Raw genomic sequence first — 12,808 nt, 5'->3', positions numbered from 1 at the left:
GCCTCCTCCCGCAGGGCACGTGCAGCTAGAAGTGGGGATTGGCCAAAGGGATATAGTTCAGAGACCAGCGATAGTGAGGAGTGTGACCGTGCAGGTCAGTGGTGGCGACCTTCAGCGGCTACGCCAGCTGAACTCCCTGAGCAGCATCCGTGCCCTGCGGGAGGCGCGCGAGCCACTGACGCTCACCGAGCTGTCCGCCCGCACCGGGTTGTCGCGGGCCTCCGTCGTGGACGTCGTCACGGATCTGGAGCAGCGCGGCTGGATCGCCGAGGTGCCGCCCGCGCCGGGCGCCATGGGCCGGCCCGCCAAGCGCTACCGGTTCCGCAGCGACGCGGGGCACGTGCTCGGCATCGACGTGGGCGTGCACAAGGTGCTGGCCGTGATCACCGACCTGGCCGGCCGGATCGTGGCCAGCGGGCGGGTCGCCGTCGACCGGCACACCGCCCAGCGGGAGCGGCTGGAGGCGGTGTGGCGGGCCGTCGACGCCGCGCTCGTCGCCGCCGGGCTGGGCGCGTCCGACATGTGGGGCGTCACCGCGGGCAGCACCGGCGTCGTCAACCGCGAAGGGCTCGTCACCATGGTCAACGACCTGCCCGACTGGCCAGGCGTCGACCTCGTCGGTCACCTCGGGCAGCGGCTGGCCTGCCCGATCACCATCGAGAACGACAGCAAGCTCGCCGCGCTCGCCGAGCAGCGGCTCGGGGTGGCCGCGGGCGTCCAGCACCTCGTCTACCTGCACGTCGGCCGCCGGCCCGGCGCCGCGCTGATCATCGACGGGCGCCTGTACCACGGGTTCAGCGGGGCCACCGGCGAGGTCGGGCTCATGGAGATCACGGGCTGGAGCACCATGGCCGGGCGGCTGGAGAGCGGCCCGGCGGCCAAGGGGGCCGCGCCCGAGGAGGCCGCCCGGCAGGTCTTCGGCGCGGCCCGGGCCGGCGACCTGGAGGCCCAGGCGGCGGTCGACGCCTACGCCCGCCATCTCGCGCTCGGCACCGCCGCGATGGTGCTGACGCTCGACCCCGAACTGGTCGTGCTCGGCGGCGGGTTCTCCCGCTCGGCCGACGTCCTGCTGCCCGCGCTGCGCCGGGCGCTCGAACCGCACTGCGTACGCGTTCCCGACATCCGCCCCTCGACGCTCGGCGAGGAGTGCGTCGCATTGGGCGGAGCCTGCCTGGCGCTGGACCACGTGGACGATCGGTTCTTCTCCCTGGAGGGTTCCATCTCCAGCCCCGCCGCTCCGCAGCGAGCCTCCTGACCCGCTTCCGGGCCTATTCGGAGGCTTTCGACGCCGGCCAGTGATGCGTCACCTTTCCGCTAGATCACTTTACGCAGTCGTGTGATTACTTTCTGCATGCATTGCTCATGGTCGTCGCCGGTACCCGAGCCGGCCGACCGTCTCGTGTGGGCTCGCCCGCTGTCCAAGGCCGGCGCCCGCCCGCCCACCGCATCAGTGGAGGTAACCCATGCCCGCCAGCCCCGTCGCCCGCCTGACGGCCGCGTCCGCCGTCGCCCTGGTGGCCGCCGCCGTCGCCCCCGCCTCGACGGCCCACGCCGCCCAGGCCGGCCCGCCGGTGTGCCTGGACGCCACCAACAGCCGCGCCGACAACACCAACGTGCGCCTGTGGACGTGCCTGGACCACCCCAACCAGAAGTGGGTGATCCAGGGCGGCCAGATCAAGGTCGAGGACACCGTCGGCAGCGGCCGGGAAGTCTGCCTGGACGCCACCAACAGCCGCGCCGACAACACCAAGGTGCGCCTGTGGACGTGCCTGAACCATCCCAACCAGAAGTGGGTGATCCAGGGCGGCCAGATCAAGGTCGAGGACACCGTCGGCACCGGTCGCGAGGTCTGCCTGGACACCACCAACAGCCGCGCCAACAACACCGTGGTTCGGCTGTGGACCTGCCTGAACCACCCCAACCAGAAGTGGGTCGTCCAGGGCGGCCAGATCAAGGTCGAGGACACCCTGACCTGACCCCGGGGCCGCTCCCAGATCACGGCCGGGGCGTGGAGGATCCCGCCAGTCCCTCGCGGAACGCGATGGCCGCCGCCTCGGTACGGGTGGCCGCGCCCAGTTTCGCCAGGATGTGGGAGACGTGCACGCCCGCCGTGCTGGGCGAGATGTGCAGCCGGGCGGCGATCTGCCGGTTGCTCAACCCGTCGGCGATCAGGACGAGCACGTCGCGCTCGCGCTCGGTGAGCCCGTCCTGCGCCGGTCGGGGCCGTCCGAGCAGGGCGATCTCCCTGGCGAGCGGCGCGGCGCCCAGCTCGTCGGCCAGCCGCGCGGCCTCCCTGAGTCGGGCCGTCCCGCCGGGCCGGTCGCCCGCCGCCAGCGCGGCCTGCGCGCCGTGGAACAGGCTCAGCGCCAGCTCGTACGGCTGCCCCAGATCCCGCCAGGCAGCCGCCACGCCGTCCCAGCCGTCGTCCCAGCCGGCGTCCTCGACCAGCGCGCGCAGCATGGCCTGCCAGGCCCGGTCGAACGGCCCGTCCACGCCGAGCATCGCATCGACCGCGGCGAGCTCGGCCCGCCGGGCCGCGACCCGCTCGCGAGGCGCGCCGCGGGCCAGCCGCACCTGCTGCACCAGGGCGCCGGCGACCAGGACCGGCCGGGCGTCGCTGCTGTAGATCCGGGTGAGCGCCGGATCGGCCAGCGCCCGCTCCAGCAGCAGGTCGGCCCGCTCCGGGTCGCCCTGGGCGACGGCGAGCAGGCAGAACAACTGGTGGCGGGAGAACAGGTCGCCGCTCCCGGTGTGCCCGGCCGCCGCGGCGGCGGCGTCGGCGGCGGTGGCCAGGTCCCCGCGCAGCAGCGCCAGATAGCCGGCCAGGACGCGCAGGGCCAGGCGCGACCGCGGCGGCGGATCCTGCTGGAGGCTCTCCTCCAGCAGGGCGGCGGCCTCGTCCCATCGCCCGGCCAGGATCAGGCCGCGCGCGGCGTAGCGGGCCAGCTCGGCGCCACGGCTGCGGCCCAGCCCGTACCGGCGGGCGTGGCGGATGCCGCCGCCGGCCGCCTCCACGGCGCGGTGCTGGTCGCCGGCCTTGGTGTGCAGCGTGGCCTCGTACATCGGGACGGTCATGAGCAGGTCGTGGCTGTCCAGCCGCTCGGCCAGCGTGCGCGCCTCGGCCAGCATCGCGAGGTCGGCCGTCATGGACCCGACGCCGAGCAGCCCGCGGATCGTGACCGTGGCGTCGCCGGTGCGCCGGCCGACGGCCAGCGCCTCCACGAACAGGTCGCGGGCCCGGTCCACCTCCGGCAGCAGGCCCATGGCCAGCACCCCGAGCAGCCGCCCCCGCTGGACGCTGTCGGGAGCGGCGGCCAGCAGGTCGAGGGCGTGCTCCCAGTCGGAGACGCCCGTGCCGTCCAGCCGGTGCCGCAGCCTGCCCCGGTGCTCCAGCAGCTGGGCGGCCCGCTCGGGCTCGCGCCGCTCGTCCACCTCGGCCAGGCCCGCCGTGGCGTGGTCGACGCCGCGGGCGTAGTCGCCGCTGAGCATGCTCGCCTCAGCCGCTCGGGTCAGGACGTCGATCCTGTCGGCCCCCAGCCGCGCCTGCGGATCCCACAGTTCGAGGACCTGGTCGAGCATGCGGACCTGCTCCTCGTAGGCGTAGGACCGGCGGGCCTGCGCGGCGGCCAGGTAGGCGGCGGTCAGGGCCGGCCCGCGCTGCCCGGCGGCGTAGGCGTGCGCGGCCAGCTCCGCATGGGCGTCGCCGTCGCGCAGGGCCTCGGCGTAGCGCGCGTGCAGACGGGCCCGCTCACCGGGCAGCAGGTCCTCGTAGACGGCGTGCCGGATCAGCGCGTGGCGGAAGTCGTAGCCGTCCCCTGCCGTGACGAGCAGGCTGCGGTCGACGAGCTCGCGCAGGAGGGCGTCCAGGGCGGCCCCGTCCTGCCCGGCCACCTTCGCCAGCAGCCGGTGGGCGACCCGGCCGCCCGCCACCGAGGCGAGGCGCAGCAGCTCACGAGCCGGGCCGGGCAGCGAGCGCGGGCCGTGCAGCAGCAGGTCACGCAGGCTGTCCGGGGTCCGCTCACCCGCGCGGGCGAGCGCCTCGACGAACAGCGGATTGCCGTCGCTGCGTTCGTGCACGCGCAGGACGTCGGCCGCGTCCGGTTCCGTGCCGAGGATCGCGGCCAGCTGGCGGCCCACGCCCTGCCGATCCAGCCGGTCCAGGCGCAACGTGGTGGTGCGCGGGCGGCGGGCGAGCTCGGACAGCAGCAGCCCGTCGCCGGTCTCGTGCGGCCGGTACGTGACCAGCAGCAGCACGCCGGGCTGGGTCAGGTTCCTGGCCAGGAAACCGAGCAGCTCGCGGGTGGCGGCGTCGGCCCAGTGCAGATCCTCGATCGCGACGACCACCGGCTGGTCCGCGGCCACCCGCTCGACCAGCGTCAGGACCTCCTCGTACAGCCGGTGCCTGCCGCCTTCCGCCTCGTCCGTCCCGCCGAGCTCGGGGAACCAGCGGGCCAGCTGGCGGTACGGTCCGGGCAGCACCCCTTCGACGCGGAGCAGCCGGCGCAGCACCGTCACGAACGGCGCGTACGGCAGGCCGTCGCTGCCCAGCTCGGCGCAGGCGCCCTCGACCACCCGAACCCCGGGGCCCAGCGACCGCGCGAACTCCGCCAGCAGCCGCGACTTGCCGATCCCGGCCTCCCCGGCCACCAGCGCCACCGCCGGTCCCTCCGCGACCGCCCGGTCCAGGGCCGCGGCCAGGGCCGACAGCTCCTCGCCCCGGCCGACGAACACCGGGCTGACCACGCGCTCCGCCACCACGGCGTCAGCATATAAATACTGAGATCACCCGATGTGCGGCACGTGTTTACCCGGCCAGGCTCGAAGCATGACGACCACCTACCCCCTGCGGACCATCCACGCCCACGAGCTCGACGCCTGGGCCCGCATGATCACCACCACCTACGGCCAGGACTGGTACGAGGGCGGCCTGCGCAACGCGGCCACCTCCATCGAGCCCGAACGCACGATCGCCGCCTGCGACGGCCCGGAGATCGTCGGCGGCGCCTCGATCTACGGCCGGGTCATGACGGTCCCCGGCGCGGCCGTCCCCGTCGCCGGCATCACGCTCGTCGCCGTCCTGCCCACGCACCGGCGTCGCGGCATCCTCACCGCGATGATGCGCAAGCAGCTCACCGACCTGCACGAGTCGGGCGGCGAGCCGATCACCGCGCTCAACGCCGCCGAGGCCACCATCTACGGTCGTTTCGGGTACGGCGTCGCCAGCCACGTGGCCGAGATCCAGGCGGACAAGAAGCTCATGGCCCTGCGGCCCGGCACCGACCTCGGCGACGGCACGATCCGCCTGCTCGCCCGTCAGGACGCCCGGCCGCTGCTGGAGAAGGTCTACGACACCGTCCGCCGCGGCGCGGTCGGCTGGGTGGACCGTACGGAGAAGTTCTGGCAGGCCCGCCTGGCGGACGGCGAACGCGTCCGCGGCGGCGGGACGGAGCTGCGCTTCGCCGTGCACACCGAGCCCGGCGGCGAGGCCACCGGGTACGTCCTCTACCGCTCCAGGCCAGGGCTGGTGCAGGTCATCGAGGTCGCGGCCACCACCAGGCAGTCCTACGCCGCTCTGTGGCGCTTCCTCATCGACCTCGACGCGCACGCCGGCCTCGCCTACGACGGCGCCGTCGACGAACCGCTGACGCACCTGCTGACCGACCCGCGCGCGGCCCGCGCCACCACGATCGACAACCTCTGGGTGCGCCTGGTGGACGTCGACCGGGCGCTGGCGGCCCGCCGCTACTCGACCCCGCTGGACCTGGTCCTGGAGGTCCAGGACCCGTTCTGCCCCTGGAACGCCGGACGCCGCCGCCTGCGGGCCGACGGCGCCTCCGTCACCTGCGAACGCACCCGGGCCCAGCCCGACCTGCGGCTGACGTCCGCCGAGCTGGGGGCGGCCTACCTGGGCGGCACCACGCTGTCGTCGCTGGCGGCGGCGGGCCGGGTCGAGGAACTGCGGCCCGGCGCGGTCACCGCCGCCTCGCTCGCCTTCCGCGGGGAGCGCGCGCCCTTCCACCCATCGGGCTGGGCGTTCCCGGCCTTCTGACGGTCCGTGCCCTTCTGACGGTCCGTGCCCTTCTGCCGGTCGGGCTCGGCGTTCCTCGCGTTCCACGGTCCGCGCCCTTTCGCCCTTCGGGCTGGGCGATCCTCGCCTTCTTCGCGGCCCGCGCCGTTCCTTCCCCGCACGGGCCGAGCGGCCGGGATGTCGTCAGGACGTTTCGGTGGTGGGTGTCATGTCGGACATGTGCGGCCCCGGCGTCATGTCGGACATGTGCGGCTCTGGTGTCATGTTGGACGTGGGGGGCTCTGGTGTCTTGGACGGGGGCGGCTCTGGTGTCTCGGACATGTGTGGCCCTGGCGTCATGTCGGGCATGTGTGGGATGCAGGGCATGCTCTGCTCCCCGAACCACTGGACCAGGTACCGCCGCATCGTGTCGACCTCGGCCCGCTGGTCGTCCCGTACCTTGCGGGCGAAGGCGGCGACCTCCGGATGCACCGCCTCACCCTGCACGAGGAGCTGTTGCGACATCATGATCGCCATCATGTGGTGCGGGATCATGTGCTGCAGGAACGCCTTGTCGAGCTGATTCCCCGAGAGCCCCGACAGATCGGGCATCGTGGTCCCTCTCGGGCTCGGCGCCGGGCTCTGCGGGTACCACTGCCGCAGCCAGCCCTTCATCTGGGCGACCTCGGCGGTCTGCGTCGTGACGATCGACTGCCCGAGCCGCCGCATCTCCGGCCTGCTGGACCGCTGCAGCTGCCGGGCCGCGGCGATGGCGTCCTCGTGGTGCGGGACCATCTGCGACAGGTAGTCGTACTCGCTGGTCACGGCATGCATCTGCCCCATGCCTGGGCACGTGGGCTGCGTTCCTGCAGGGCTCGGGGACGGCATCGGCGAAGATGCCATGGCCGTCGCGGCTGATCCGGTGGTGATGGCGGCCAGGAATGCCCCTGCGGCCATCGCTGTCTTCGCGGAGCGTCGCTTCATGCGTACCCCCAACGCCGATTCGACACCTACTCCAACGGTAACCCGCCCCCGGAATGTCATCGCGTACGCCCGTACGTCGCGAGGTTTCGACCTTATGATGATCGACCTATGCGGGGAAAAATCGTGATACTTGCGGTCTTATTGTTGACCGGCTGTTCGACGAACGAGCCGAAGGACTGGGTGCTCAAGGATCCGAGCCGCTGGCCGCTGGCGTCTTTGCCGGCCGCGGCCTCCAAGTCGGGCATGCCGGACGGGGCGGACAAGGTGCTGGCGCGGATCCAGGTCGGGAATTACGACATGGTCCCCTGGATCAACAGCAAGGGCGTGTGCGGGCTCGCCGACCAGGGGCCCTCCAGCGTCCTGTTCAACATGAGCCAGGATCTGACCAAGTCCGAGGGCAATGTCGTCACCGCGGAAGAGGGCTTCGCCGGGCCCAAGGAACCCATGGTCGGCACCAGCTCGGAGAGCACCGTGACCCTGTGGTGCACACCGACCCGGATGTTCGTCACCGTCCAGGCAAAAAACCTCGGAAAGGTGCAGCTCTACGGAAACGCGGCGGCAAAGAAGACCGGCGAAAAACTGACGGTCGTGGTGGGCACGCCGGAGGCGGTCAAGCAGTCACTCCCCGGCGCCACCCTCATCGGACGCTGACCCCGTATTCCACACGTCGGCACCGGAGCCGCCCCCTCCGTGTCCGCCCGCCTGAACAGATCCTCAACCGATCCTCAACGCCGTCGCCGTCAGGCTCGACCACAGACCGAGCCATGCGAAGGGAGACGCGCACATGACGCACATCCTCGGGAACGCCCCGGCCACGCTCGCCGGGGCCGGCCTGGCACTCGCCCTGCTGACCTCCACCGCGCACGCCACCACGCACGCCACCACGCACGCCACCACGGCCGCACCCGCGCACAGCGTCAGGTCGAGCTGCACGATGAGCGATGGCGGGAAGGCGTACTTCGAGATGAAGTACCGGACGAGCGGCGGCTACCACCGCGTTTCCGACATCCTCTACCGCTGGAGCTCCGAGGCGCCGATCCGCCTGAAGAGCGCACACCTCAACCTGATGGTCGAACGCCGCGGCAAGGATGAAAAGGTTCACAGGGAGACCCTGCACGAGAAGAAGGCATTCGACGCCGTCTCCTACGACATCATCGTCGACCTCAAGGTCCCGGCCGGGAAGAAGCTCTACCTCGCCGTGGACGCCACGTTCGTGAAGAAGGGCGACACACTGCGCTGCACGGGGCGCACGTCCGGCGTCTGACGCCTCCCGAGCGCTGACCGCCCCTTCCACTCGAACTCCCGCAGCCGGACCTGCTCACCGAGAGGTTTTCGAGGCGGTGCGGCAGGCGGACGACGTTCACGTCCGGCCCTGCTTGCGGCGGTCCTTCCGGGAGTCCGGTCCGAGGTCGGGGGTCTTGTAGGTCACCACGGGGATCGTGGTGGCCACGGGCGTGGCCAGGCCGTGGTCGACGAGGTCGTTAATCACCTGCTCGATGCGCTTGTAGGCCGTGGGCGCCTCCTCGAAGAGGAGCTGGCGGTCGCCGCACACCACCACCGACCCCACCGGCGTGCGCCGCAGCTCTTCGACGGTGTGCTTGGCCCGGCCGCGGCGCAGGGCGTCCGCGCGCGACATCTTGCGGCCCGCGCCGTGCGCCACGGAGTGGCAGGCGTCCGGACCGGCGTGGGCGGCCACGAGATAGGACGGGGTGCCGCGGGTGCCGGCGATGAGCACGTCCCGGCCGTCGCCCGGCGCCGCTCCCTTGCGGTGCAGGTAGCCGCCGTCGCGAAGTTCGACCAGGTTGTGGCACTGGTCGAGGATCGGCTCGGCGGGCTCGAACCCCAGCGCGTGCGCGACCCGGGCGGCCAGCAGCCGCCGGTTGAGCGACCCCCACCGTACGGCCTGGTCGTGCCGGGCCAGGTAGGCGGCGGGATCAGGGGCGGGACCCGCGCCGTGGACCTCGGTGTGCTCGCGCAGGATCCGTTCGCCCAGCCCCCGTGAACCGCTGTGGACGACGAGGACCAGGTCACCGGCGTCGAGGCCGAGCCGAGCGGCGTGGGCCGGTTCGAAGACGGCCCCGATCCGGGCCAGCTCGACGAAGTGGTTGCCGCGGCCGACCGTCCCGAGGCTCTCGACGTGACCGGCGGGGATGTCGTCCTTCATGACGGCCCAGGCGGGATCGTCGGCATCACGTTCGGGATCCAGCGCACGATCGAGGTCGGGAAAGCGGCCGGCGAGCCTTTCCGGTACGACCCGCTTGAGCCTGACCGGGAACACGGCGATGCCGCATCCGATGTCGGAGCCCACCAGGAACGGATACAGGACGGTCGACGCCATGGCGGCCCCGACGGGCGCGCCCTTGCCGGGGTGCAGGTCGGGCATGGCGGCGACGTGCGTCATGCCGTCGAGGGCGGCCACCTGACGGCACTGCGCGACGGCGTCGGACTCGATCCAGCTGGTGGGGGAGGCGAACACGGTGACGGTGGCCCCCGTGACCGGAGCCGACGGGGCCGGGTGTTGATGAGACTGTTGCTGAGACAACGACGTTCTCTTCCCTGCAGAAGCGCATCATGGACAGGCGGCATCACGACGCGAACCGGCGTCGCGGCATCTCGAAGGCGGGGTGTCTCTCGTCAGAGCCTCATGGGGATCACGCTCTCGAACCCCCGCCACCCCAGGCAACCGATTTTCGCCCGGCGCCGCCTCCGCGCCTCCGGTGCGGCCGACCTGCCTGGTCAGTCCGGGCGTGCCCGGCCGCCCCGCCGCTCCTCCACCACCGGGCGCGCGAGCAGCTTGTCGAGGCTGCGGCGCTCGCGTTTGGTGGGACGCCCCGCGCCACGAGCCCGGACGGCCACCGTCACGGTCTCCTCGCGGGGAGGAGGCGGAGGGCTCTTGTCGACGTAGCACTCGGCGGCCACGGCGGCGCCGACGCGCTTGGTGATGGCACGGGAGACCACCACGATGCGTTCGCGCCCATCGTGCCGCAGCCGGATCTCGTCCCCGACCCGTACGGCGTGCGCAGGCTTGACCCGCACCCCGTTGACCCGGACGTGACCGCCCCGGCAGGCGTCGGCCGCGATCGAACGGGTCTTGGTGAGCCGTACCGACCAGATCCAGCTGTCCACCCGCACACTCAGCTGCTCACCCACCACCCCGACACTGTACTGAGAACTCTGCACCGCCGACATCCACTGCTCAGGCTGTGGCGAGCGGCCAGAGTTGCACCCGGTAGAGATCCACCTCGACGATGTCGGCGGGGAAGTCGGGCTCCTCGGTGTTGGACAGAACCCGGTTCAGCACCCGAGCCGACCAGGAGCTGTCACGCTCGCCCGTGTCGAACTCGGCGTACGCGTCCCACTCCTCCGCGAAATGCTGAGCGACGCCGATGAGGCCGGTTCGCAGGTGGAGACGGCCTTCCCACAGACGATCCCAGGCGGGCAACGGGCCCGGCTCGGCGTCCCAGAGCTCGTAGCGGACGTGGATCGGGCCGCCGGGAGGCACGGCGCTGGTGATGTCGACGCCGTTGGGCCCTGCTCCGATCCTGGGGAGCGCCCATCCCAGATCCTGCCCTGGGCGCGGGCTGCCTGTGGGGAGGCCGTCCTCCACCTCTGTGACGAGGAATTCCGAGCCCTGGTGAATGCGCAGGCTGTCGTGCGCGCTCCTGCGGAGGACTGCCATGAGGATGTGCCTTCCTGTTCTGGGGGGAAGGCCCCGGCGCGTGTCGAGGACGTAGGCGCCGGGGCGTCGAGGTCACTCGAACAAGTGGATGTAGAAGCGGTCGCTACGGATCACCCGGTTGTTCTGGTACCAGGCGCCGACCACGTTTCCGTGTGCTCTGTTCTGGCCCGGATCAACCGGCAGTATGGAGAAGTTGTTCGCCGGTTTGGCGTACCGGGCCCCCTGCAGGGTGCTGGCGAACGGGAACTCGTCGCACTGCTTGCCTTGGCGCTGGGCGGGGGTGAATTCGAGATTGCACGCCACCTCCACGATGCCCCGCGTGCCACCGATGTCGGCGCTGTACTTGGCCCTGGAAAGCCATTTGCCCCAATTCCCTGGAATATTCTTGTTGTTGGGGTCGAGGTCGTAGAAGGTCTTTCTGCCCGGCTTGGTCAGTGTCGGGAGTTGCAGAGCCTTCTTGATGTGGCGGTAGATCTCCGGGAACGGTGTCCGCCGGTTGTTCTTGGCGTTGTACGCCTCGTCGTCCTCGGACATGTAGAGCGCGAGTACGCCGCTCTCGATCACGCATCCTCCGCCGGGGTACCAGCCGATGAGTTGCGAGTTGTCACACCGTATGCTGCGCGCCTTGGCCGTCGCGCTGTAGATTCTCTCGCCAGGGAGGATCGGGCGAGGCATCTTGACCTTGATGACGGGGGTCGTCGAGCACGATCCTTCCTTGTCCACTCCCTCCGTCCTGCTGGAGCGATGCTCGCCGGTGATGTGCCAGTCGTTGCGGGACGCCGCCTTCCATTCGCTGACACGGTGCCAGCCCGTCATCCCCCCGCTCTTGGTGGGGGCGCAGTCGGTCCCGCCCTTGGGGTCGACGGTGATGCGATCGACCCAGATGGGAGCGTCCGCGAGGGTTCCCCAAGCTGACAGAATGACCACGTGTTCCTGCAGCTTGAACGTGCGATCGTTCTGGTTGGTGGTGAGCCGGTAGAAGGTCACGCCGGTAACTTCTCCGGCCTTGGAGAACAGCCGATACTGGGTGGCGCGGAACGGGATGCGCCTGCAGTGGTCGAACCTGTTCTGGCGGAATTCGTAGTACGTCTCGAGATCCTGGTATCCGAGCTCAAGACAGTCGGACAGCGTCATCCGGGAGGCGTTCACGGCCTGCTCCGGCAACATGTCGCGGATCGCGGCCGGATCACTGGCCATGGCCTGGGCCGACGTGGTCGTCGCAGCCTTGTCAGGCTCGGCCGTGAGGGCCTTTGCGGACAGGTCCACGGTGAGTGGTTGCCAGGAGGACCAAGGGCCTGACTGTTGGCCTGTGGCAATTCGGGCTCGCCATCTCACCTTCTCGCCGTCGCGCAGCTCACCCTTGGGGACCTGCAGGGTCACCCGGGAATCAGCGGATTTCGCAGTGGTCTGACCTATCCAGATCAGATGCCTGCTCTCGGCTGCCTTGTCGGTCTTGGCTAACTTGCCGGACTTGACGGGCGTGCGGGCGACTTCCATGTCCACCTTCGCCTCGCCTTCGCGCCCGGCCGTCAGCCAGGCGGTCAGGCGGGGGGGTGGCAGTGGAGGTGACGGCGACGCCCTCCACCGTGCGGCTGCCGGTCACCGCCATTTTCTCGATCGCCGCGGCGGGGCCGGACGCGGCACCCGTGCCCGACCTCTGTGCGGCGATGCTCGTCGCCGCGGTGCCGACGGGGGTGCTCATGTCGCTCTGGATCTCGGTTGCAGTCTGGACGCGGTTGTAGATGCGCACCTCGTCGATCAGGCCGCTGAAGAACTCACCCCAGAAGGAGTTTCCGCCGAAGCGCAGCGGTTCGCCGTCGTCGAGGACGACGCCGGCTATCGGCGCCTGTGCGACTTGGGCGCCGTTGATGTACAGGCGGAACGTGCTGCCGTCGTAGGTGGTCGCCAGGTGGCTCCACTGGTTCAGCGGCAGCGGGTTGTTTCCGGTGAGTCCGCCCTGCTCGTCGGTGGTCTCCAGCCAGCCCGCGGGCGCGCTGTACTCGGTGGAGGCGTACAGGCCGTACGTTCGGCCTGGGATCTTGGTCACGCCCGCGTGTCCAAGTGGCTCAGGGCTGGCGTCCCAGTGCTCGTCGAAGTCCGCTCATCCGGGGTTGAGCACGTTTCGAAGTCCACGCCGT

12 protein-coding genes are annotated in these 12,808 nt (G+C 71.0%); 5 read left to right on the top strand and 7 right to left on the bottom strand.

The features are described 5' to 3' along the window. Positions 1-82 precede the first annotated feature (82 nt). Both ABT158_RS36590 and ABT158_RS36585 read left to right on the top strand, forming a co-directional pair. Positions 83-1,255 carry an ROK family transcriptional regulator gene (locus ABT158_RS36590; protein WP_352361507.1) on the top strand — a complete coding sequence of 391 codons (1,173 nt, stop codon included), beginning with the start codon at positions 83-85 and terminating at the stop codon, positions 1,253-1,255. A 208-nt stretch (positions 1,256-1,463) separates the two neighbouring features. Further along, positions 1,464-1,976, top strand: coding sequence for an RICIN domain-containing protein (locus ABT158_RS36585; RefSeq protein ID WP_352361505.1), 513 nt, complete (start codon positions 1,464-1,466; stop codon positions 1,974-1,976). Between the two features lie 19 nt (positions 1,977-1,995). Here the strand turns inward: ABT158_RS36585 and ABT158_RS36580 are convergent, their stop codons facing one another. Further along, positions 1,996-4,758: an ATP-binding protein gene (locus tag ABT158_RS36580; protein WP_352361503.1), complete on the bottom strand. Its 2,763-nt coding sequence runs from the start codon at positions 4,756-4,758 to the stop codon at positions 1,996-1,998. Between the two features lie 67 nt (positions 4,759-4,825). Here ABT158_RS36580 and ABT158_RS36575 point away from each other — a divergent pair, with 67 nt between their 5' ends. Beyond that, entirely contained in the window at positions 4,826-6,049 is a 1,224-nt protein-coding gene (locus tag ABT158_RS36575) for a GNAT family N-acetyltransferase (RefSeq protein ID WP_352361501.1), read from the top strand. 162 nt (positions 6,050-6,211) lie between these two features. On the opposite strand, the gene ABT158_RS36570 is transcribed toward ABT158_RS36575, so the two are convergent. Next, a complete protein-coding gene (locus ABT158_RS36570) occupies positions 6,212-6,850 on the bottom strand; it encodes a DUF305 domain-containing protein (RefSeq protein WP_352361499.1) in 639 nt (212 codons plus the stop codon). Positions 6,851-7,099: 249 nt separating this feature from the next. On the opposite strand from ABT158_RS36570, the gene ABT158_RS36565 reads away from it, so the two are divergent. After that, positions 7,100-7,642: a hypothetical protein gene (locus tag ABT158_RS36565; protein WP_352361497.1), complete on the top strand. Its 543-nt coding sequence runs from the start codon at positions 7,100-7,102 to the stop codon at positions 7,640-7,642. Positions 7,643-7,775: 133 nt separating this feature from the next. Beyond that, entirely contained in the window at positions 7,776-8,255 is a 480-nt protein-coding gene (locus tag ABT158_RS36560; RefSeq protein ID WP_352361495.1) for a hypothetical protein, read from the top strand. 96 nt (positions 8,256-8,351) lie between these two features. Here the strand turns inward: ABT158_RS36560 and ABT158_RS36555 are convergent, their stop codons facing one another. The 5 genes from ABT158_RS36555 to ABT158_RS36535 all read right to left on the bottom strand — a co-directional run bounded on the left by ABT158_RS36555 (position 8,352) and on the right by ABT158_RS36535 (position 12,717). After that, positions 8,352-9,533 carry an RNA ligase RtcB family protein gene (locus ABT158_RS36555; RefSeq protein WP_352361493.1) on the bottom strand — a complete coding sequence of 394 codons (1,182 nt, stop codon included), beginning with the start codon at positions 9,531-9,533 and terminating at the stop codon, positions 8,352-8,354. 194 nt (positions 9,534-9,727) lie between these two features. Further along, on the bottom strand, positions 9,728-10,141 hold the full coding sequence (locus ABT158_RS36550; protein WP_397217159.1) for an RNA-binding S4 domain-containing protein: 414 nt from the start codon (positions 10,139-10,141) through the stop codon (positions 9,728-9,730). A 46-nt stretch (positions 10,142-10,187) separates the two neighbouring features. Beyond that, complete coding sequence (locus ABT158_RS36545; protein ID WP_352361491.1) at positions 10,188-10,670, bottom strand: hypothetical protein; 483 nt, start codon at positions 10,668-10,670, stop codon at positions 10,188-10,190. Between the two features lie 72 nt (positions 10,671-10,742). Further along, positions 10,743-12,167: a NucA/NucB deoxyribonuclease domain-containing protein gene (locus ABT158_RS36540; RefSeq protein WP_352361489.1), complete on the bottom strand. Its 1,425-nt coding sequence runs from the start codon at positions 12,165-12,167 to the stop codon at positions 10,743-10,745. Then, positions 12,058-12,717 (bottom strand): LamG domain-containing protein, encoded by a 660-nt coding sequence (locus ABT158_RS36535; RefSeq protein ID WP_352361488.1) that lies wholly within the window; start codon positions 12,715-12,717, stop codon positions 12,058-12,060. The genes ABT158_RS36540 and ABT158_RS36535 overlap by 110 nt, the downstream gene beginning before the upstream one ends. Positions 12,718-12,808 lie beyond the last annotated feature (91 nt).

It is taken from the genome of Nonomuraea sp. NPDC001636 (assembly GCF_040298265.1).
Lineage (GTDB): Bacteria > Actinomycetota > Actinomycetes > Streptosporangiales > Streptosporangiaceae > Nonomuraea.
Note: the sequence above shows the minus strand (reverse complement) of the source record. Positions and strands in the feature narration are given on the sequence as shown.

Coding starts and splice junctions, on each gene's coding strand:
- ABT158_RS36585 (WP_352361505.1), top strand. CDS start 1,464: ATGCCCGCCAGCCCCGTCGCCCGCCTGACGGCCGCGTCCGCCGTCGCC.
- ABT158_RS36575 (WP_352361501.1), top strand. CDS start 4,826: ATGACGACCACCTACCCCCTGCGGACCATCCACGCCCACGAGCTCGAC.
- ABT158_RS36545 (WP_352361491.1), bottom strand. CDS start 10,670: ATGGCAGTCCTCCGCAGGAGCGCGCACGACAGCCTGCGCATTCACCAG.
- ABT158_RS36560 (WP_352361495.1), top strand. CDS start 7,776: ATGACGCACATCCTCGGGAACGCCCCGGCCACGCTCGCCGGGGCCGGC.
- ABT158_RS36565 (WP_352361497.1), top strand. CDS start 7,100: ATGCGGGGAAAAATCGTGATACTTGCGGTCTTATTGTTGACCGGCTGT.
- ABT158_RS36540 (WP_352361489.1), bottom strand. CDS start 12,167: ATGGAAGTCGCCCGCACGCCCGTCAAGTCCGGCAAGTTAGCCAAGACC.
- ABT158_RS36570 (WP_352361499.1), bottom strand. CDS start 6,850: ATGGGGCAGATGCATGCCGTGACCAGCGAGTACGACTACCTGTCGCAG.